The organism is Flavobacterium aquaticum (genome assembly GCF_003259835.1).
In the GTDB taxonomy this organism is placed as follows: domain Bacteria; phylum Bacteroidota; class Bacteroidia; order Flavobacteriales; family Flavobacteriaceae; genus Flavobacterium; species Flavobacterium aquaticum.
In genome coordinates this window covers 23,870-46,060 of sequence record NZ_QLMI01000001.1, presented here as the reverse complement: position 1 = coordinate 46,060, position 22,191 = coordinate 23,870, and the positions used below count along the sequence as shown (strand labels likewise).

Sequence of the window (22,191 nt, the reverse complement as noted above, 5' to 3'; positions counted from 1 at the left end):
TTTTTTATTCGAATTCAATTAACAATTGTCCTTTATCTACAGCATTTCCTTTTTCAACCGAGATTGATTTAATAACTCCATCTCTTGGTGAAAGGAAACAGTTTTCCATTTTCATGGCTTCCAAAATCAATAAAGGATCGTTTTCTTTTACTTCTTGTCCAACCGAAACGTTGATTTCTAAAATCAAACCTGGCATTGGAGCTTTGATAGCATTAACAACTTTAGTTCTTCCTCGCTCAATTCCCATACTTTTGATTAATTCATCTAAAGCACCTGAAATAGCCACTTCATAAGTATTGTTATTAACTTTTACAGTATATTTTTTGGAAATAAAATCGGCTGATACAATTTCAGCTTTGTAAGGTTTGTTTTCTTTTAGTACGTGAAACTTTGCTTCTTCTACCTTTACGGCATCTAAATTTTGAAGACTATTTTCAGTAACTTCAAACGAAGCGGAATTGTTTACTAAAAGCTTATAAATGTTATCCATATGAGATTTTTTTTAGTGGACGTAAACTTACGAAAAGAAATCGTTTTCGTAAATGATAAATCTCATAAAAATTGTAAAAATGCTATAGTTATTCTCTTTTCATGTATAATTTAATCAATTCGAATAATCGCTCTTTTTCAATTGGTTTTGAAATAAAATCAGTGAAACCTAATTCTTTAATTTTATTGATTTCGTCTTCAAAAGTATATGAGGTTTGAGCTATGATTGGTATTGTGGAATTAAATTTTCGGATTTCAGAAAAGGCTTCATAACCATTAAGATTTGGCATTTTAATATCCATAAGCACCAAATCGATTTCATGATTGCTTTTACAAAACTCTACAGCTTCTGCACCATCTTTTGCACGAATTACTTTAAAATTAAAGCTTTTCACCATTTTTTCAATTAGCAAAAAGTTGATATTATCATCTTCTGCAATCAAAATTATTTCTTCTTTACCTAAATCTAAAAGTTGATTATCATTTGGTAGTTCTTGTGTTTCAATAGATTTATTTTCAGAAAAATGTAATGGAATAGAAAAATAAAAAGTAGATCCAATTCCAACTTGAGAATTAAAACTTATTTGTCCGCCAAGCATTTCTACATAGGCTTTTGAAATTGCTAAGCCTAGTCCGAGTCCTTCATTAGCGGAAATTCCTTTTGCGTTAATTTTACTAAATCTTTTAAAAATATTTTCTTGAAAATTAGTAGGTATTCCAATTCCAGAATCTTTAACACTAAAAGTTATCGATTTATTTTTTTCATCCAACGTGTAATCTAAAATTATAAAGCCTTCTTCGGTAAACTTATAAGCGTTGTTTAATAAATTAGTAATGATTTCGCCTAATTTGACTTTATCAGAAACAATATTATTGGCTAATTTTTGACTAGATCTAGTTAGTTTAAAAACTACTTTATCATTGCTATAGAGCTTTTCGTAAGAAGCGAATAATTGATCAATCAACTCATCTAAGTCAAACGCTTGTAAGTTAGGTTTGATAATTTGGGAATCAATTTTGGACATTTCAACCAAGTCATCAATAATTTCCAATAAATTTTTACCACTTTGCTGAATTACTTTTATATATTCTTTTTTGTCATCCTCTGACAAATTCTGATGAGAAAGCAAGTCTGTAAAACCTAAAATAGCATTCATCGGAGTTCTAATTTCATGCGACAAATTCATTAAAAATGCTGATTTTAATTTATCACTTTCTTCGGCTTTATTTTTAGCTATTTCTAATTCTTTAGCTTTTATTTGGTTTTCTTCAAACAATTTCCCAATGTATCGAAATTCGCCTTTAATACTTTTTAGTGATTGAATAGCATTAGAATCACCTGTTTTCAGTATTTTTTTGATAAAACTCAACGGAAGTTTAGACCATCGATTTGCATAATAATAGTAAACCAACCACGATAAAATTATAGCAATTGTTATAACTATTAAGATGAATTTTGTTATCCAAAAATCAATATTATACGCTCTTTTATAAATAAGTTGTTGAATGATTTTATCGTTATAATCTTTCAAAGGCATTATAAAAGATACCGCTTTCGATTTAACTTCAGGCTGTTTGAAAAATTCAATATTTGAAGTACTTATTTTTTCAAAATTTGCAAAATATTCGTTGTCTAATAATCTCACCATAAAAAAACAACCTGACGGTTTTGTTTTGTTTTTATAAGGATCATCAGATGGATGAATTGTTGCGGCATAAACTTCCACTACACCTTCTGGAATTTTCAAATAAAATCGGTCTACTTTTTTAGTTAATAATCGCGTAATAACTTCTTTCGGAATAAAGTCTACCGTTTTTATTTTAGGAGTTGAAACTTTAGTCAAAAATGAGCCTTTCGTATCATAAACACAAACATATTCAACCTTATAAGTATCTAAAATATTAGCAACCGAAGTATTAAACCACTTGACATCTTTTGTAGTCATAAAATCCACAAATTCATCCCAATAGGTTACATCAACAACTAATGAAGTGTAATTTTCAGTGTTTAATTTTAATAAAGATGTGATTTCGTTTTTATAAACTTTATTACTGGATTCGTAAATTTCTCTTTCTTGTACTTTCATGTAATAGTACAATGAAACTACTAAAACTAGTAATCCTAAAGACATTAGAGAAAGTAAACTTATTACTTTTGCATAGGTAGAATCAACTTTTTTAAGGGGAAAAAATTTCATACCATCTTTAATTAGATGTTAAATTTATGATTTTTTTTCAATAAAAATTAATTTTCACCAACAAAGTAATACTACACAACTAAGAATATTACAAAACCAATAAAGAAGTACTTCTCAAAACTTGAATCGGTTTACTAAACCAAAACAATTCAAAATCATCAAATTCTCGTTCAAAATCTGATTTCAATTGCGAAAAAGTCATTTTGTTCTCTGCAAAAACCGAAATTTTATCTAAAGTTTCAAGCAACCATTTTCCTTCTTCAGCATTTACAGAAATATCGTAGGATTGAGTTTTATTGTGAAACGTTAATTTCATCATTTCCCAAGAATTTCCTTTTTTCGATTTGCTGAAGATTTCGGTTTGAGGTTTTCCTCCTATCCAAACTATTTTAGCATTTGGTTTTGTTGAAAAATTCTGTTCTTTTTCCAAACAATTATAAATAAAATCAGAAGGAATTTTTGTCTTTGGAATTTTAAAATCGAACCAATCTTGCAAATCGTAATCAAAACAGATTCCGTGCATATAATTGAATAACGACTTTTTTAATCCAAAACTGAATTTATCATGATTGATTCCGGTTTTATCTTTGAAATTGATGTCATTATTAGCAAAAGTAATTTCATTCTGTTCTGGAATTACTCCGAATTCTTCTGGAAACATGCCAACAGGAGAATGCGCTGTCATAGCAAATTGATGCCAAAAACCACTTTGTAAAACGCCTAGTTCAAACAATTGACGCACCATTTCCAAACTATCCACCGTTTCTTGAATCGTTTGTGTTGGGTAGCCATACATCAAATAGGCATGAACCATTATTCCAGATTCTGTGAAATTTCGGGTAACTTGTGCGACTTGTTCGACAGTTACTCCTTTCTTGATAAGTTCTAAAAGTCGATCCGAGGCCACTTCTAATCCACCAGAAACCGCAATACAGCCTGATTCTTTTAATAACAAACACAAATCGGTAGTAAAACTTTTTTCGAAACGAATGTTTGTCCACCAAGTGACAACTAATTTTCGTTTGATAATTTCCAAAGCTACTTCACGCATTAAAGCTGGTGGCGCAGCTTCATCTACAAAATGGAAACCGTTTTCGCCTGTTTGAGCGATTAATTCTTCCATTCGGTCGACCAAAATTTTAGCAGCTATTGGCTCGTACAACTTAATGTAATCTAAAGAAATATCACAAAAAGTACATTTTCCCCAGTAACAACCGTGAGCCATGGTGAGTTTGTTCCAACGACCATCGCTCCATAAACTGTGCATTGGATTAGCGATTTCGATAACCGAAATGTATTTATCTAACAACAAATCAGAATAATCTGGTGTACCAACTTTTGATTGTTTGTAATCGTGACGTGTAGTGTTGTTTTTATAAACGACTTGATTGTTTTCTAGAAGGAAAGTGCGTTTAAAAGGCTTCTCTTCCGAAGCTTCGGAATCACTCGATTCAACAAAATCATAAAGTAATTCAACAGGCAATTCACCATCATCCAACGTAATAAAATCGAAGAATTCAAAAACTCTTTTATCTTTTAATTCGCGAAGTTCGGTATTTGGAAAACCACCTCCCATTGATAATTTTATATTGGGATAATTAGTTTTTAAAAACTGGGCACAACGAAAAGCGCTGTATAAATTACCTGGAAATGGAACCGAAATTAAAACTAGCTTTGGTTGTACTTCTTCAACTCTCTCTTTCAGAATTTTGATTGTGATTTCGTCTATGAAAGTTAATTCGTTTTGCAAGTGATTGTATAACTCATCAAAAGAATTGGCACTTCTTCCTAAACGTTCTGCATAGCGACTAAATCCGAAATTTTCATCGATACATTCTACAATAAAATCGGATAAATCTTCTAAATACAATGTTGCTAAATGTTTGGCTTTGTCTTGCATTCCCATGGTTCCAAATGCAAACTCCATATCATCTAATTGCTCAAAACGAGATGCTTCTGGCAAGAAATTCCCTGAACAAATTTGCCGTGCTAAAGATGGATTTTTTCCTTGAAGAAAAGCGATTACTGAATCAATAGTTTTGATGTAATCGTCTTTGAGCGAATAAATTCTTTGTATGTTGGGTGATGGATGATGGGTGATGGGTGAAAAAATCTTGGTTAACCCATTTTTGGAAAACAATTCTAAAATCACCTCGATACCTAAATCCATTTGGTAAGTCGAAATCTTTTTGGTATTCAAAAAACCTTTGATATAAGCCGTTGCTGGATACGGTGTATTCAGTTGGGTAAATGGTGGTGTGATTAAGAGAATGTTTTTCAAGTCGTATGGTTTTTGCAAAGGTAAAATTAAAAATCGTTTCGAGCTAATTTGTAATAATTTGGATACAATAATGTTTTATTTTGTTATTTTTGTGGAAATATTATACTGCATGAGAGCTTTAACTATACTCTTCTTTTCTTTATTCGTTACCCTGACATTTGGTCAGATTAAAAACAACTCCACTGGTTTTATTGAAAACAAAGGCCAAATCGTTGACCAAAAAAGTAAACCTAATGCAGCTGTAAAATACCTTTTAAATACTAATGGCTTAAATGTACAATTGCGAGAAAAAGGATTTTCTTATGACGTTTATGAAACTGAAAAAACACCATTGACTAAAAAAGATAAAGCCTTTCATTCTTCCAATCTAAATTTAGATAAAGAAAAAGAAACACCTGATTATTCTTTAAAATATAATTTTCATAGAATTGATATTGATTTTTTGAATGCAAACCAAAATGTAAAATTAATTGCTGAAGAAAAATCAAAAGACTATGACAATTACTATAATGTTGCTCATGATAGAAATGGCATAACAAATGTTCATAAATACAAAAAAGTTACTTATCAGAACATTTACAATAAAATTGATGTTGTTTTTTTTATTCCAAATGATTCCACAAAAGCTGTTGAATATAATTTCATTGTAAAACCAGGTGGAAAAATTTCAGATATTCAACTAAAAATTGATGGTGGAAAAACAGAATTAGTTGAAAACAAGATACGAATGCAGCTTCGTTTTGGAGAAATGGAAGAAACCATTCCTATGAGTTGGACGGAACAAGGAAATAGAAAAAGTGAAATCAACATCAGCTATAAGAAAATCAAAAAGAATGTATATGGTTTTGAAGGAGATTTAAAGTCTTCCGAGAAAACTATTGTAATTGATCCAACACCTATTAGATTATGGGGGACTTATTACGGAGGCAGTAATGGAGAAGTACCTAGAAATATAACTAATGACAATTTAAATGATATCTATGTATCTGGAACTTCAACTAGCCAAACTAACATTGCAACAATTGGAACTTTCCAAGGCACTTTCTTATCTGATTACAATAGTTTTTTGACAAAATTTAATTCAAATGGGATAAGAATTTGGGGAACTTATTACGGAACTCTTCCGGAGAAACTAACAACAGATTCAAATCAAAATATTTATGCACTATATAATGTTTTTAATACAAACTTACCCCTAACAACTCCTAATTCTCATCAACCAGTTAAAAACAATTACTTTGATGCTTACCTAGTTAAGTTTAACTCATCAGGAAATAGAGAATGGGCTACATATTATGGAGGAGAGAATAATGATAATGGATATGATTTAGTTTGTGATAACTTAAACAATGTATATATATGTGGCCAAACATCAAGTATTAATAATATCTCTACCTCTAATTCATATCAATCTACTTTAGACTCACCTCTTTTAGCAGATGGTTTTATTGTCAAATTCAACGAAAATGGAGTGAGGCAATGGGGAACTTATTATGGAGGTCTAGGAGGTGATGGATTTACTGGTATATCTTTTCATCAAAATTTTCTGTATTTAGTTGGCAAAACTACTAGTAGTAACAATATATCAACTCCAAATGTATATAGTAGTAATTATACTAATCCAGACATTATGATTGTAAAATTTGATACAAATGGTGATAGAATTTGGGGGACATATTTTGGAGGAAATAATGATGAACGCAACTTATATTCAGTTCTAAAAAATGATAATATCTACATTTATGGGGTTACAAATAGTATTAACGGAATAGGCACAATAGGAACATTTATGCCTAATTATGAAACTATTAATTCTAACGGATATTATAATGATGATGCATTTTTTATTGTAAAATTTAACTATGTCAATCAAAGCTTTGAATGGGGAACGTATTTTAATGGAGTTATTCAAGATTTTTCTGTTGACTCATTTGAAAATGTGTATTTAAGTGGTTATACAGATAGAAATACTGGAATAAGCACTCCTAATACCTATCTTACAAGTAAATTAGGAAATCAAAAACCATTTTTAGTTAAACTAAATAATTTTGGAGAAAAAGAATGGGGAACTTATGTCGGAGGAGATGGAGTCGATTATCAAGCTAGAATGACATTAGACAATAATAATGCAATTTATGTTTGTGGTATTACAACTTCTACTACAGGAATTTCAACTCCTAATACTCATCAAGTAAATTATAATTCAGGGGGAGATATTTTTATCAATAAATTCTTTGATTGTCAATTATCATCCTTAGCTAATTCAAATTCACCCATTTGTATCGGTAGTAACCTAGAACTTACATCCTCTGGAGGAACAAACTATTCTTGGACTGGTCCAAACGGTTATACTTCTACAGACCAAAATCCTATAATTCCAAATGCAAACGCATCTCATAGCGGTCAGTATACATGTGCTATAACTGGAACTGGTGGTTGTGACAATACTGTTAGCTTAAATGTTGTTGTTGGAGATTCCGCTACACCAATACCAACAATTACGAATTTACCAATCATTACAGGGAATTGTAATACAGTTATTTCAACGATTCCAACAGCTTTAGATAATTGTTCTGGAACAATAATTGCAACCACAACAAACCCTTTAACTTATTCAATACCTGGAAATTACACTATTACTTGGAATTATAATGATGGAAACGGAAATTCAAGTTCTCAAACGCAAAATGTTACAATTTCATTAGTTGCATTACCAACACTATCATCCCCTCAACAATTCTGCATCCAACAAAATGCAACACTTAACAACATTGTAATTTCAGGTCAAAATATACAATGGTATGATACTGTAACTGGCGGAAATTTACTTCCAAACACAACACTTTTGCAAAACGGTGTAACTTATCATGCTTCGCAAACTATAAATGGTTGTGAAAGCGCAAGAGTTCCGGTTTTAGTTACTATTCAAAATACTCCAACTCCAACAGGAAATCAAAATCAAAATTTTTGTAGTACTGAAAATGCTACTTTGAACAATATCGCTGTAACTGGAACTGACATTATTTGGTATAATAGCTTATCTGGAAATACCGTTTTACCAACTTCTACTCTATTACAAAACGGAGTTACTTATTACGCTTCCCAAACTATAAATGGTTGTGAAAGTCCTACTAGGCTTGCTATTTCAATTCAATTAATAAATACGTTGAATGCTAATAATTATTCAGAAACTATTTGTGATGATTTAAACAATGGAACTGAAATAGTAAATCTTTCCAATTACAATTCATTTTTGATTGCATCTTCAGGAAATATTTTTAAATATTACAATTCTTTAAACGGAGCTCAAAACCTATTAACTTCAGATGAAGTGCAAAATAGTTCAAATTACAATTTATCATTAGGTAATAATCTTTTTCATGTTAGAATTGAGTCACCGAATACTTGTTTTCAAATTGTAACACTGAATCTAACTTTAGTCAGTAAACCATTTATAAATATAAATGATATCATGCCAATTTGCGAAAGAAGTTCAATTACAGTAGATGCTGGATTTGGATATGACAACTACAATTGGTCTACAAATGAAACTAGTTCTTCCATCATTATTTCTCAACCCGGAAATTATTCTGTAACGGTTTCAGAAAATCATGGTGCTTTAATTTGTTCGACCACTAAAAATTTCACAGTCGTTAATTCAAATATTGGAACTATTTCTGAAATAATTACTTCTGATTGGACACAAAATGAAAATACAATTTCGGTTTTACTATCTTCAAATAGTGCTGGAAGCTACGAATATTCTCTAAACGGAATTGACTATCAAAACAATAATACTTTTTATGGATTAGAAAATGGCGAATACACCGTTTTTATTCGTGACAAAAATGGTTGTGGTGTTAGTTCAGAAGATGTTTATTTATTAATGTATCCAAAATATTTCACTCCAAATGGTGATGGATATAACGATTATTGGAGAATTAAGTTTTCGGAAAATGAACCAAATTTAATGGTTACCATTTTTGATCGCTATGGAAAACTTATGACACAGTTTGATTCTAGTTCAATTGGTTGGAATGGAACTTACCAAGATAATCTAATGCCTTCTACTGATTATTGGTTGGTAGTAAAAAGAGAAAATGGAAAAGAATTTAAAGGACATTTTACGCTTAAAAGATAAAATTATAAGCCTTTGTTAAAACCCTTTTTGTGAGCTATATTTTTAGTATTTTAGCAGAAAAATAATTGCTAAAATGCCAAACGACTGTATTACGTATCAAAATTCGGGATATTTTTCAAAACTAATCGTAGATTATTTAGACCAAAAGGCTGAATTAAAACCGTTATACAATCGATTTCCAACAGTAGAAAATTTTAATCTTCAAATTGAGGAGAAAAGTAAAAATTTTCCAATTGAAAATCGTGAAATTTTAGTCAATGCATTACTAAATCAATATCAAAAGTTCGAAATTTCAGGAGCTACTTTAGCTAATATTGAACTTTTAAAACATTCAAAAACCTTTACGATTACAACCGGTCATCAATTGAATTTATTTACTGGTCCTTTGTATTTTTTATATAAAATTGTTTCCGTTATTAATTTAACGAAAGAATTAAAAACAGCTTATCCAAATCATAATTTTGTACCTATTTATTGGATGGCGACTGAAGATCATGATTTTGATGAAATCAATTACTTTAATCTTAAAGGAAAGAAAATTCAGTGGAAAAAAGAGAGCCAAGGTCCGGTTGGAAGATTAAATACTTCTGGATTGGAAGAAGTTTTTAGACAATTTTCAACTGAATTAGGCTTAGGAAACAATGCCAATTATCTTCGTGAATTATTTAAAAAATCCTATTTAGAACACGAAAATTTAGCAGATGCTACTCGATATTTAGCTAATGAATTATTCAAAAATGAAGGTTTAGTCATTTTAGATGGAGATGATTTAGAGCTAAAAAAACTTTTTATTCCTTATGCTAAAGAAGAATTATTACAGCAAACTTCTTTTAAAAAGGTTAACGAAACGCTTCCGTTACTAAAAGAATATAATGTTCAGGTAAATCCAAGAGAAATTAACTTGTTTTACATTCAAGATGATTTGAGAGAACGCATTGTTTTTGAAGATGGAAATTATAAAATCAATAACACACAATTATCATTTTCTGAAAGTGAAATCCTAACTGAATTAGAGAATAATCCAAAGAATTTTAGTCCGAATGTGATTTTACGCCCGTTGTATCAAGAGGTGATTTTACCAAATCTTTGTTACATTGGTGGCGGTGGTGAATTAGCGTATTGGTTAGAATTGAAATCTAATTTTGAAGCGAATAATATCACGTTTCCTATTCTGTTACTTCGTAATTCTGCTTTAGTTGCTACAAAAAAGCAAGTTGAAAAATTGGAAAAATTAGAATTAAATTGGTCAGATATTTTCCAAAATCAACAAACTTTAGTAAATAAAAAAACAAAAGAATTTTCCAATTTCACTATTGATTTCAGTGAACAAAAAACATTTCTTAAAAATCAGTTTGAAGCTTTATACAGTATTGCAAATCAAACCGACAAATCATTTTTAGGCTCAGTAAAAGCTCAAGAAGTAAAACAATTAAAAGGTTTAGAAAATTTAGAGAAGAAACTACTGAAAGCTGAAAAAAGAATTTATACCGAAAAATTAGAGCGAATTATTCAACTTCAAAACGAATTATTCCCGAATCAATCTTTACAAGAAAGAAAATCAAATTTTGCGGATTTCTATCATGAAATTGGAGATCCTGAAGCTTTTTTCTCACTTTTATATGCTGATTTACAACCTTTAAAGCAAAATTTTTCATTGGTTATTATTTAAAAATATCGATTAAATACTTTTTTATTCGACAAAAAGCAATATATTTAATTTTTTAACATCAAATTAAGGTAAAAATTACGTTTTATAACAATATTTATCTGTAATGTTAAATTATCAGTATATTTGCACACCTAAATTAATAACTAAACTTATGAAAAAAATTACATTTTATTCTACATTATTAATTACCCTTTTATCATTTTTTGCATTTAAAAATAATCTTATTGACACCGACTTAATCAAAATTCAAGGTGGAACTTTTAAAATGGGTTCTAAAGATTCTGATGGTTTAGCAGATGTTGATGAACAAAAAGAACATACTGTTAATCTTAATACATTTGAAATTAGCAAATTTGAAGTAACCGTTTGGGAATGGAAACAATTCATTAAAGCTAACAAAATGAAAATGCCAGTAAAACCAACTTGGGGATGGCAAGATAATTACCCTATTAATGGTGTAACTTGGAACGAAGCAATAGCTTACTGCAATTGGCTTAGTAAAAAAGAAAAATTACAACCTGTTTATACGAAAAAGGGACCTAACTTTATTTGTAATTTTAAAGCAAATGGATATAGATTACCAACAGAGGCAGAATGGGAATTTGCAGCAAAAGGTGGTACTAATTCGAAAGGATTTAAATTTAGCGGAAGTAACAACTTAGATGATGTCGCATGGCACAAAGGCAATAGCAAAGGAACTCCACATACAATTGGTACAAAACTGCCAAATGAATTAGGTTTATATGATATGAGTGGAAACGTTTGGGAATGGTGTTGGGATTGGTACAATAAAGATTTCTATAAACAAGAAAAAGGAGAAAACCCTAAAGGACCAGAAATGGGAGACAGAAGAAGTGTAAGAGGTGGCTCTTGGGATAGTCAACCAAATTATGTAAGACCAGCTAACCGAATTTCAACAGAACCAAATAAGACACATGAATTTTACGGTTTTAGAGTAGCTAGAACAATTGCAAAATAATAAAAAACAGTATTGCAAAACCTAATTAAAATGGTACCTTTGCAAAAAATTTAAAAATGGCAACAAACAGAACTTTTACAATGATTAAACCAGATGCTGTAGAAAACGGACATATTGGTGGTATCTTAAACATGATTACAGAAGGTGGTTTCAAAATTGTATCTTTGAAATTAACTCAATTAACTATTGCTGATGCACAAGCTTTTTATGCAGTTCACGCTGCAAGACCATTTTTTGGTGAATTAGTTGAATTTATGACTAGAGGTCCAATTGTAGCTGCTATCTTAGAAAAAGAAAATGCAGTTGAGGATTTCAGAACTTTAATTGGAGCTACTAATCCAGCTGATGCAGCTGAAGGAACTATCCGTAAAAAATACGCTACTTCAATTGGAGAAAATGCAGTTCACGGATCAGATTCTGATGAAAACGCAGCTATTGAAGGTGCTTTCCATTTTTCAGGAAGAGAGCAATTCTAATTTTTAGAATTATCATATAAAAATCCCGATTCAATGAATCGGGATTTTTTTTATCGTAAAACTAAATTCGTTACCAAATCTTTTCTAAGTTCTTCATTAATCATCTTGATAATTTTTTCTTTTCCATAACTTAATTCTTCTCGTAAAACCGCTGATGATAAAGCTACATAAAGCGTAGAACCTTTTAATTGAATTTCAGTTGTATAATTGTTTACTCCGTTTCCCATTAAGTTTTTCCAAGCATCTCGAACACTAACAACATCCATACCTGCTTCCAACTTATTTTGAGAAATAAATTGTTTTAACACATCTCCTATAGAACTCTCTTCATTAAATCGTTTAGCCATTTTATTTTACCGAAAATTTTGCTGGTCTTTTATAATAATATTCTATTTCTTGCTCGTTTTTAACTACTAATTTATCTTTTGTTAATTCGATGATTTCCTCATTCCAAGAAGCATAAGTAGTTTTATATTGAATTGATGCGTCTCCATCCTTAACAACCACAACAACATCTTCTTGAATATCATTTGTTAAATACGTTCCATCCAACTGAGGCATGACTTTCTTTCTGAAACCTTTATTAGCTTCAATTTTAAAGAAATCTATCGTTTCATTTACTTTATATTCTTTCTTATCTCCATCTGGAAGTTCAACTTTTTCAATTTCCCAATAACCGTTTAAATTTGAAATATCAGCCTCCGAAATATTCTGTTTACACGAAAGAACTGATAATAAAACAATTAACAAAAGAATTCTTTTCATACTATTATTATCAAATTAGATTATAAATTTACAATTAAAAATCATTTGAATTAAACTATTCTGTAATTTTATTGTCTAATGAATGTACAACCATTTTTACAGCTATGAAAAAGATTATCCCCCTACTTGCGTCACTACTATTTATAAATTGCAATTCTGACGATTCTTCTACAACAACTCCAGTAGAACAAATGTACTTTCCTCCTATTGGCTCAACAACTTGGGAAACCAAAACTATTGAAAGCTTAGATTGGAATCGATCAGAAGTTCAGCCTTTATTGGATTATTTAGAATTAAAACACACAAAAGGCTTTATCATTTTGCACAATGGTAAAATTGTTATAGAAAATTATTTCAATGGTCATACAGCAAATGATACCTGGCAATGGAATAGTGCCGGAAAAACACTAACAGCAAGTACCATAGGAATTGCACAACAAGAAAATCTAATGAATATAAATACTAGAGTTTCTCAATATCTTGGAACTGGATGGACAAGTGAACCTTTAGAAAAAGAAAACTTAATAACGTCTCGTCATTTATTAACCATGACATCTGGAATTAATGACGAAAGCGACTTAGTAATTCTTCCCAATTTAACTTATTTAGCCGATGCTGGAACCCGATGGTCGTATCATAATGTTTTTCAAAAATTAATGGATGTTGTTGCTGCTTCTACCGGTCAAACATTTGAAAATTATTTTAATTCTAAATTGAAAAACAAAATTGGAATGGATGGCTTTTGGAATAACGGAGTTATATATAAAATATATCATAGCAATACTCGAAGTATGGCGCGTTTTGGATTATTAGCAATGAATAAAGGAAAATGGAATAACGAGCAAATTATCAATCAAACCTATTTTAATGAAAGCATTTCAACATCTCAAAATATCAATCCATCGTATGGTTATTTGTGGTGGTTAAATGGAAAATTTAACTTTATGTTACCAGGCGGACAAACATCATATACAGGATCAATTGTTCCTAATGCTCCCGCTGAAATGTATGCTGCGATGGGAGCAGCTGACCAAAGAATCTACGTAGTTCCGAGCAAAAAAATAGTAATTGTAAGAATGGGGGAGGCATCAAATCCTGCTAATCCAAGTTTTGCCGTTTCTGGCTTCGACAATGAGCTTTGGGAAAAAATAAATGCTGTTATCAACTAACAGCATTTATTTTTTTATTTTGTTTTTTTCTTACCGCTTGTAAACTTTATTAGTAAATACATTAAAATAGCAAAAGATGCTAATCTTAGTGTGATAAAAACATAATCATAATCCTCAAATGGGATGGCTACTAAAGCCATGATAACAGCCGCTAAGAATAATTGTACTGTTCTGTATTTTAAAAGTTCTCTCACTGTAGTAAATCTTATTTAAAAAACGAATCTACAAATTCGTATTTATTAAACACTTGTAAATCTTCAATTCCTTCACCAACACCAATATATTTAACAGGTATTTGAAACTGATCTGAAATTCCAATAACAACGCCTCCTTTTGCAGTTCCATCTAATTTTGTAACCGCTAAACACGAAACTTCTGTTGCTGCTGTAAATTGTTTAGCTTGTTCAAAGGCATTTTGACCTGTAGAACCATCTAAAACCAAAAGTACATCATTTGGGGTATTTTCCACCACTTTTTGCATTACTTTTTTCACTTTAGAAAGTTCGTTCATCAAACCAACTTTATTATGCAAACGACCTGCTGTGTCAATAATTACTACATCAGCATTTTGAGCTACGGCACTTTGCAATGTATCAAATGCAACAGATGCTGGATCACTTCCCATTTGTTGTTTTACAATTGGCACACCTACTCTATCTGCCCAAATCTGTAATTGGTCGATTGCAGCCGCTCTAAAAGTATCTGCTGCACCAAGAACAACATTGTAGCCTGCTTTTTTAAACTGATATGCTAATTTTCCTATTGTAGTTGTTTTTCCCACACCATTAACCCCAACTACCATAATTACATATGGTTTTGTGTTCGCTGGAATTTCAAACTGAGTTGCTTCACCTGAATTAGTTTCTGATAACAAACCTGCAATTTCTTCTCTAAGAATGCCATTTAATTCATCAGTCCCTAAATATTTATCTCTTGAAACGCGTTCTTCTATACGTTCAATAATTTTTAAAGTTGTGTTTACACCAACATCTGAAGAAACCAAAATTTCTTCTAAGTTATCTAAAACTTCCGCATCTACTTTAGATTTTCCCGCAACAGCTTTGGTTAGCTTAGAAAAAAACGATGTTTTCGATTTTTCTAAACCTTTATCTAAAGTTTGCTTAGCCTCTTGACTAATGTTTTGATCTTTCTTATCAGAAGAGAATATTTTTTTAAAAAAACTCATACTAAAATTAGGGTTTAAGTATTTGCAGAAATGATTTTACTCCAAATCCATTTATCAGACAAATGTAAAAATAAAAAAGCTACTTTCAAACGAAAGTAGCTCATCTATATAATGTAAAATGAATTATTTCTTTTTCAAGAACTCATCAACTTCTTCAGGAGTCATAACTGACTCAACGAAAGTATAAGCACCCGTTTTTGGAGATTTAACCATTTTAATAGCTTTAGTTAATCTTTTAGAAGCTGTTTGTAAAGTTGCTACGGTTTTCTTTGCCATGACTTATCTTATTTAATTTCTTTGTGAACAGTTACTCTTTTTAAGATTGGATTAAATTTTTTAATCTCTAATCTATCTGGAGTGTTTTTTTTATTTTTTGTAGTAATGTAACGAGATGTTCCAGGAACTCCTGAAGTCTTGTGCTCTGTACATTCTAAAATAACTTGGATTCTATTACCTTTCTTTGCCATTTTGATCTATGTTTTAAGGATTATACAGATTTAACAAATCCGTTAGCTTTTGCATTTTTCAATACAGCAGCAATTCCATTTTTATTAATCGTTTTTAAAGCAGCGGTTGAAATTTTCAACGTTACCCATCTATCTTCTTCAGGAATATAAAAACGTTTTTTAACTAAGTTAACAGAGAATTTTCTCTTTGTTTTATTCATAGCGTGAGAAACATTGTTTCCAACCATCGCTCTTTTACCTGTAAGTTCACAAACTCTTGACATTATTTCTAATCTTTATTTCGTTATCTAAAATCAGGGTGCAAAGAAACAAAATCCATTTCATATACACAACTATCTTTTACTATTTTTTTAAAATTTCTTTATAAATTAGCTCCAACCCTTTGCTTACCGCTCTATCAATGACTTTTTCACGCGGTTGACCAAAGTTAAATTCCTCAACAAAAACGTCATTAGGCGTTGCGATTCCAATAAAAACTATCCCTAATTCAGCATCTTCATCTCCTTTTGTTGGACCAGCATTTCCTGTTGTAGCAATCACATAATCTGAGTTCATCATTTTTTGAACCGATATAGCCATTTCTTTTGCAACTTCAGCACTGACTACTCCATATTTTGCAATTATATTTTCATCAATTTCTAAAACATCAATTTTAGTTTGAGTTGCATAACTCACCACACTTCCTTTAAAATAATTTGAAGCTCCTGAAATTGCAGACAAAGTTGAAGCTATTTTTCCACCTGTACAACTTTCTGCAGTTGAAATTGTTAACATTTTTTCAGTCAACAATCTCCCTAAAACTACTTCAATTGGCTCATCTTCGTTATAACCAACAATTATATCATGAATCAATAAATCGAGTTTTTCAACTTGGCGTTTGATTTCTTCTTTTAATAATGCTTCGTCATTTCCTCTAGCAGTTAATCTCAAGCGAACTTTTCCCGGACTAGGTAAATAAGCCAATTTTATAAAATCGGGTAAATTATCTTCCCATTCTTCAATTTGTTCTGCAATCATGCTTTCTCCTCGACCATACGTCATAATAGTTTGATGCACAATATATGGACGCTCAAATTTTTGAACTAAATTTGGTATTACTTCGTTATCAATCAGATACTTCATCTCATACGGAACACCTGGCAAGGAAATAAAAACCGTATTCTCTTTCTCCATCCACATTCCTGGCGCTGTTCCTGCTTGATTGAAAAGTACTTTTGCTTTAGTTGGAACTAAAGCTTGTTCTCTATTAATTTGCGTAATTGGACGCTTATAAAAACCTTCAATTATAGATTTTACATGTGCTAAAACCGCTTCGTTTTCAATTAATTCATCATCAAAATAGTCACAAAAAGTTTTCTTAGTAATATCGTCTTTAGTTGGACCTAATCCACCTGTTACAATAACAACTTCTACCTTATTTTGAAGTGAATGAAAAGTATCTAAAATATGTTGTTTATCATCGGAAATTGACAACATTTCATGCGTTGCAATCCCAATTTTATCAAGAGCTTTTGCGATGTAAGAAGAGTTAGTGTCTACAATTTGGCCAATAAGAATTTCATCGCCAATGGTAACTATAGCAGCTTTCATTTTAAATATTTAATAGATTTTGGGGAATTTTAAATAAGAATATTACAGCTTAAAATCTTTCTTGATTTCTTTAACTGCTAAATCAATTCTATCTTTTAATGATTTAAAAACCTCTTTAATTTCTTTTCGTTTGCCTTCGGCTTTAGCCCAAGTCATGATTTGGATATTTTCCTCGTAAGCTAAATCCATACCAAGTAAATCCAATGTAGGTTTTATTTTATGACATGACGAATAAGTTCTTGTGTAGTCTTTCTCTTCAATTGCAACTTTAATTGATTTTATTTCAGCTGGAACTTCCTCTAAAAACAAAGTCACAATTTGTAATGCAAATTCAATATCATTTTCTGAAATTTCATACACTTTCGCTAAATTATATTGTAATGCCATAACTACCTAATTTGAATTTTAAACATCGATTTTCCTTCAATAAAACCTTCTAAAACATCACCTTCAGTCACTTTTGCAACACCTTTTGGAGTTCCTGTAAAAATAATATCTCCAATTTTTAATGTAAAATATTGTGAAACATAAGCAATTAACTCATCAATTTTCCACAACATTAAACTAGTGTTACCCTCCTGAACGGTGGTTCCATTTGATTTTAACTCAAAGTTAATATTTTCTAGCGAAGTATAATTTTTTTTCGATGTAAAGTTCCCAATTACCGCTGAATGGTCAAATGACTTTGCTTTTTCCCACGGTAAACCTTTCTCTTTCAACTTACTTTGTACATCTCGAGCTGTAAAATCGATTCCTAAACCAATTTCTTCGTAATATTTATGAGCAAATTTAACATCGATATGTTTTCCAACTTTACAAATTTTAACTAAAATTTCCACTTCATGATGAATATCATTACTAAAAGCAGGAATCACAAATGGATTTTTATTAGGTAAAATAGAAGAATCCGGTTTCAAGAAGATAACTGGCTCTGTTGGCCTTTCATTATTTAATTCCGAAATATGGTCAGCGTAATTGCGCCCGATGCAGATTATTTTCATAATTCTAGTGATTAGTAAATAGTGAAAAGTAATCAGCAACTATTCACTAATTACTTTTCACTAATCACTTTATTTAGTATTTAACTTTCTTAATTTAATTCCTGTCAGTACTTTTTTAGTATACAATGGAAAATCAGCATTTTGAATCCAACCAAAATAACCAGGTTCTTTATTAAAAACTTCTTCAACCAAAGCACCTTTGTGTTTTCCGAAAGTAAAAATTTCTTTTCCTTCGTTGTTCAAAGCAATAAATCCAGCAAAATCAACCGATCTTTTTCTTGTGGTGAATTCAGCTAATGATTTCATATCGTTTTCTAAATTCTCGTAACGATCCAATTGCGCTTTTAAGATTTCGTAAGTTGCCATAGTATCTGCTTCGGCACTGTGGGCGTTTTCTAAACTTTGTCCGCAATAGAATTTGTAAGCCGCACTTAGAGTTCGTTCTTCCATTTTATGGAAAATGGTTTGTACATCAACAGAAACTCTATTTTTCATATCAAAATCAACTTCAGCACGTAATAATTCTTCAGCTAAAAGCGGAATATCAAATCGGTCCGAATTAAATCCAGCCAAATCCGAATCTTTTATCATGTTATGTATTTGAGAAGCTAATTCTTTGAATGTTGGCTCATTCGCTACTTTTTCATCTGTAATTCCATGAACCGCTGTAGTTTGTGGCGGAATAGGAATCGTTGGATTTACCAACCAAGTTTTACTTTCTTTATTTCCGTTAGGATATACTTTAAATATTGAGATTTCTACGATTCGGTCTCGTGCTACATCAATTCCTGTAGTTTCAAGGTCGAAAAAGCAGATAGGGCGTGTTAATTTTAATTCCATAGCATTTATATATGTGACAAAGATAGAAAAACCCGATAGCTTCTAAAAACTATCGGGCTTTTTATTATTACTATTTAATTAAAACCTTCTTACTTGCCAACCTGAATATAATTGATCCGTTTTTGTCATAATTACTTCACTACCGTTTTCAAAATTCACACCATAACATGTTGTATTATCTCTTTGCGAAGAACTTAAAACATTTTTATTGTAGTAAGAATTAGGGCCCGATGCAGGATTAAAAACAAGACCTGCTATTTTTAATTTATACAACTCTTTCAACTCTTTAATTGAGGGTAAAAACCAATCATTTACACTATTATTTGAAACAAAAATACACATTGTCGCAGCAATATTAGTAAAATTATTGGAATTCCTAATAAGCGTAGAGTTATCTAATCCAGCTCCTATTTCTTGACTAATCCCAGACATAAAAGTTGATGTATTTGACCATTTAAAATTAGTTGAATTTGGATCATTTAATTTTGTAGTTGAAGCTTCTAAATACCTCCAGCCATTAGTGGTTTCGCCTTTATCATAAAAAACATATCCACCAGAACCACCAACATAGCCACATGTTTTAAAACTTACTTCGTTACCATAATAATAACGCCCATTTAAATAAACAAAACTTCTTAGGTAGTAAGTTGTATTTCGATCCACATAGTAACTAGGAGAGAATGTCTGAACTCCATCTACTGTGATAGTGAAATTTCCAGAACCATTAGTAGGATCATCAAGTCTCTCATTTGAAACAGTTGGATTTGGACTAGTACTATAACAAACACCTCTCTCGCTATTATTAGACAAATCACTACCAACATTGACAGTTACTGAAAAGCCTGTTAGTGAAATATTTTTAACAATATTGGTCGTTAAATTAAGTGGTTGGATAAATGTAATTTCATTACCATACTTGATTTCATTAGTTTGTAATTTCCTTACATAGGCCTTAATGTAATATGTTACACCTAAATCAATATCATTAATTAAACAATCAAAATTTGTATTGTTTAAATACCCTGAAACCGTATTAGAATTAATAACATTCGGATTTGGACTTTCACTATAGCAAACACCAAATTCATAGTCAAAATTATCATTTTGCAAGGCAACAGATAAATTACCTCCAGCTGAATAAGAATATGTTGATGAATTAAAAATTGGTGTTTTTGTGTTTACCACAAGATTTTCAAAAGAATCTGATGCTAAATCTGAATCATCTTTACTACAAGATACCAACGCAACAGCAAAAACAACAAAGAAGTAAAATATTTTTTTCATAGTTTTGTTTAAAATTTTTCAAATGTATTAAATTATTTAAATAATTATCTATATATGAAAAATATTTTGTAATAAAATTAGTCAATTTACTTTTTAATTGATTAGTTTTTCAATACTAATAAACCTAATTACATTATGGTAGATAAAAATCCTTTTTAAACTTTTTGAAATTTAAAAAAGACTACTTCACAATATTTTATATTTTGAACGGAGTTTCGTGAATTTCGTTTGAAACGGAGAGCAGAAATATGGAAACCTAGGACAACCAAGCAATTCATTCCAAAACAAAAAACCCGACACTTTTCAGTATCGGGTTAATTTATAATTTATTTCAAATTAGAAATCTCTATTCACATCAAAAGCTTCTAAATAATCCGCAACACGTTTTACAAAACTTCCTCCTAACGCTCCATCAACAACTCTGTGGTCATATGAGTGCGATAAGAACATTTTTTGACGGATTCCAATAAAATCACCTTCTGGAGTTTCAATAACTGCTGGCACTTTTCTGATAGCACCTAAAGCTAAAATACCTACTTGTGGTTGATTGATAATTGGAGTTCCGAAAACAGAACCAAAAGTTCCTACATTCGTAACCGTGTAAGTTCCTCCTTGTGTGTCGTCTGGTTTTAATTTTCCAGCTTTTGCACGGTTCCCTAAATCGTTAACCGCTTTAGCCATTCCAACTAAGTTTAATTGGTCTGCATTCTTAATTACAGGAACGATTAAGTTTCCATTTGGTAACGCTGCCGCCATTCCTAAGTTGATATTTTTACGTTTGATGATAAATTCACCATCAACTGAAATATTCATTCCTGGGAAATCTTTCAATGCTTTTGCTACCGCTTCCATGAAAATTGGTGTAAAAGTTAACTTCTCACCTTCTCTCTTCTCGAAAGCATTTTTAACTTTATCTCTCCATTTTACAATATTGGTAACATCAACTTCAATGAACGACTGAACGTGAGCCGAAGTTTGTACCGAAGCTACCATGTAACCCGAAATCAACTTACGCATTCTGTCCATTTCCACAATCTCGTCACCACCATTTACAGAAACTGGAACAGCTTGAACTGGAGATGGAGTTGCTTTTGGAGCCACTGCGGATCCCGAAGCTTCGGGAGCAACAACTGCAGGCTGACTTCCTCTATTTTTGATATAATTTAATAAATCTTCTTTGTTTACACGACCATCTTTACCAGAACCAGCAATAGATTCTAATTCTGCTAATGAAATTCCTTCTTCTTTAGCAATGTTTTTAACTAAAGGTGAAAAGAATTTTTCCGATCCCGAATAGTCGGGAGAAAAATCAGCTGGAGCTACAGTTTCTTTTGCTACTTCCACTGCTTTTGCTACTTCCGCAACTGCAACTGGAGCGTCTGCTTTAACTTGTGGAGTTGCTGCAACGGCACCACCTTCCGTTTCGATAATAGCGATTGTTTGTCCCACTTGAACTACATCATCGGTATTAAATAAAATTTCAACAAGTGTTCCTGCAACTTCTGAAGGCACTTCGCTGTCTACTTTATCAGTAGCAATTTCAAGTACTGCTTCGTCCATTTCAATTTTATCACCAACTTTTTTTAACCAGTTAGTAACTGTTGCTTCTGCAACACTTTCACCCATTTTAGGTAATTTCAATTCAAACTTTGCCAT

Annotated in this window: 21 protein-coding genes; 5 read left to right on the top strand and 16 right to left on the bottom strand. The window is 31.1% G+C overall.

The window, feature by feature from the left end:
• Positions 1-4 precede the first annotated feature (4 nt).
• The 3 genes from B0I03_RS00235 to B0I03_RS00225 form a co-directional block, all read right to left on the bottom strand.
• Positions 5-490, bottom strand: a complete 486-nt coding sequence (locus B0I03_RS00235; protein WP_111565487.1) for a biotin/lipoyl-containing protein — start codon at positions 488-490, stop codon at positions 5-7.
• A gap of 88 nt (positions 491-578) precedes the next feature.
• A complete protein-coding gene (locus tag B0I03_RS00230) occupies positions 579-2,687 on the bottom strand; it encodes a response regulator (RefSeq protein ID WP_111565486.1) in 2,109 nt (702 codons plus the stop codon).
• Between the two features lie 88 nt (positions 2,688-2,775).
• Positions 2,776-4,968, bottom strand: a complete 2,193-nt coding sequence (locus B0I03_RS00225; RefSeq protein WP_111565485.1) for a B12-binding domain-containing radical SAM protein — start codon at positions 4,966-4,968, stop codon at positions 2,776-2,778.
• A 109-nt stretch (positions 4,969-5,077) separates the two neighbouring features.
• On the opposite strand from B0I03_RS00225, the gene B0I03_RS00220 reads away from it, so the two are divergent.
• From B0I03_RS00220 to B0I03_RS00205, 4 genes are all read left to right on the top strand, one after another.
• Positions 5,078-9,109, top strand: coding sequence for a DUF7948 domain-containing protein (locus B0I03_RS00220; protein ID WP_181452309.1), 4,032 nt, complete (start codon positions 5,078-5,080; stop codon positions 9,107-9,109).
• A gap of 73 nt (positions 9,110-9,182) precedes the next feature.
• Positions 9,183-10,778, top strand: a complete 1,596-nt coding sequence (gene bshC / locus B0I03_RS00215) for a bacillithiol biosynthesis cysteine-adding enzyme BshC (RefSeq protein ID WP_111565483.1) — start codon at positions 9,183-9,185, stop codon at positions 10,776-10,778.
• Positions 10,779-10,929: 151 nt separating this feature from the next.
• Positions 10,930-11,757, top strand: a complete 828-nt coding sequence (locus B0I03_RS00210) for a formylglycine-generating enzyme family protein (RefSeq protein WP_181452308.1) — start codon at positions 10,930-10,932, stop codon at positions 11,755-11,757.
• A gap of 56 nt (positions 11,758-11,813) precedes the next feature.
• Positions 11,814-12,233, top strand: a complete 420-nt coding sequence (locus B0I03_RS00205; protein ID WP_008253880.1) for a nucleoside-diphosphate kinase — start codon at positions 11,814-11,816, stop codon at positions 12,231-12,233.
• A 50-nt stretch (positions 12,234-12,283) separates the two neighbouring features.
• Here B0I03_RS00205 and B0I03_RS00200 read toward each other — a convergent pair whose 3' ends face one another.
• Both B0I03_RS00200 and B0I03_RS00195 read right to left on the bottom strand, forming a co-directional pair.
• A complete protein-coding gene (locus B0I03_RS00200; RefSeq protein WP_111565481.1) occupies positions 12,284-12,580 on the bottom strand; it encodes a DUF721 domain-containing protein in 297 nt (98 codons plus the stop codon).
• A 1-nt stretch (position 12,581) separates the two neighbouring features.
• Positions 12,582-12,998 carry a lipocalin family protein gene (locus tag B0I03_RS00195; protein ID WP_111565480.1) on the bottom strand — a complete coding sequence of 139 codons (417 nt, stop codon included), beginning with the start codon at positions 12,996-12,998 and terminating at the stop codon, positions 12,582-12,584.
• A 104-nt stretch (positions 12,999-13,102) separates the two neighbouring features.
• Between B0I03_RS00195 and B0I03_RS00190 the strand changes: the two genes are divergently transcribed.
• The gene (locus tag B0I03_RS00190) at positions 13,103-14,167 is read left to right on the top strand and encodes a serine hydrolase domain-containing protein (RefSeq protein ID WP_111565936.1); all 1,065 of its coding nucleotides are present in this window, start codon (positions 13,103-13,105) and stop codon (positions 14,165-14,167) included.
• Positions 14,168-14,181: 14 nt separating this feature from the next.
• Here the strand turns inward: B0I03_RS00190 and B0I03_RS00185 are convergent, their stop codons facing one another.
• The 11 genes from B0I03_RS00185 to B0I03_RS00135 all read right to left on the bottom strand — a co-directional run bounded on the left by B0I03_RS00185 (position 14,182) and on the right by B0I03_RS00135 (position 22,191).
• Entirely contained in the window at positions 14,182-14,361 is a 180-nt protein-coding gene (locus tag B0I03_RS00185) for a hypothetical protein (protein WP_111565479.1), read from the bottom strand.
• Between the two features lie 11 nt (positions 14,362-14,372).
• Positions 14,373-15,353: a signal recognition particle-docking protein FtsY gene (gene ftsY / locus B0I03_RS00180; RefSeq protein WP_111565478.1), complete on the bottom strand. Its 981-nt coding sequence runs from the start codon at positions 15,351-15,353 to the stop codon at positions 14,373-14,375.
• A 123-nt stretch (positions 15,354-15,476) separates the two neighbouring features.
• Positions 15,477-15,629: a DUF4295 domain-containing protein gene (locus tag B0I03_RS00175; RefSeq protein WP_014389076.1), complete on the bottom strand. Its 153-nt coding sequence runs from the start codon at positions 15,627-15,629 to the stop codon at positions 15,477-15,479.
• Positions 15,630-15,637: 8 nt separating this feature from the next.
• Positions 15,638-15,820, bottom strand: a complete 183-nt coding sequence (rpmG, locus tag B0I03_RS00170; protein WP_008253902.1) for a 50S ribosomal protein L33 — start codon at positions 15,818-15,820, stop codon at positions 15,638-15,640.
• Positions 15,821-15,840: 20 nt separating this feature from the next.
• Positions 15,841-16,083: a 50S ribosomal protein L28 gene (gene rpmB, locus B0I03_RS00165; RefSeq protein ID WP_008253904.1), complete on the bottom strand. Its 243-nt coding sequence runs from the start codon at positions 16,081-16,083 to the stop codon at positions 15,841-15,843.
• A 79-nt stretch (positions 16,084-16,162) separates the two neighbouring features.
• Positions 16,163-17,410: a CinA family nicotinamide mononucleotide deamidase-related protein gene (locus tag B0I03_RS00160; RefSeq protein WP_111565477.1), complete on the bottom strand. Its 1,248-nt coding sequence runs from the start codon at positions 17,408-17,410 to the stop codon at positions 16,163-16,165.
• A 42-nt stretch (positions 17,411-17,452) separates the two neighbouring features.
• Positions 17,453-17,797 carry a hypothetical protein gene (locus B0I03_RS00155; protein WP_026724601.1) on the bottom strand — a complete coding sequence of 115 codons (345 nt, stop codon included), beginning with the start codon at positions 17,795-17,797 and terminating at the stop codon, positions 17,453-17,455.
• Between the two features lie 2 nt (positions 17,798-17,799).
• Positions 17,800-18,411 carry a fumarylacetoacetate hydrolase family protein gene (locus B0I03_RS00150; protein ID WP_111565476.1) on the bottom strand — a complete coding sequence of 204 codons (612 nt, stop codon included), beginning with the start codon at positions 18,409-18,411 and terminating at the stop codon, positions 17,800-17,802.
• A 69-nt stretch (positions 18,412-18,480) separates the two neighbouring features.
• Positions 18,481-19,251: a 3'-5' exonuclease gene (locus B0I03_RS00145; protein ID WP_111565475.1), complete on the bottom strand. Its 771-nt coding sequence runs from the start codon at positions 19,249-19,251 to the stop codon at positions 18,481-18,483.
• A 78-nt stretch (positions 19,252-19,329) separates the two neighbouring features.
• On the bottom strand, positions 19,330-20,535 hold the full coding sequence (locus B0I03_RS00140) for a hypothetical protein (RefSeq protein ID WP_111565474.1): 1,206 nt from the start codon (positions 20,533-20,535) through the stop codon (positions 19,330-19,332).
• A gap of 336 nt (positions 20,536-20,871) precedes the next feature.
• Positions 20,872-22,191, bottom strand: a complete 1,320-nt coding sequence (locus tag B0I03_RS00135) for a dihydrolipoamide acetyltransferase family protein (RefSeq protein WP_111565473.1) — start codon at positions 22,189-22,191, stop codon at positions 20,872-20,874.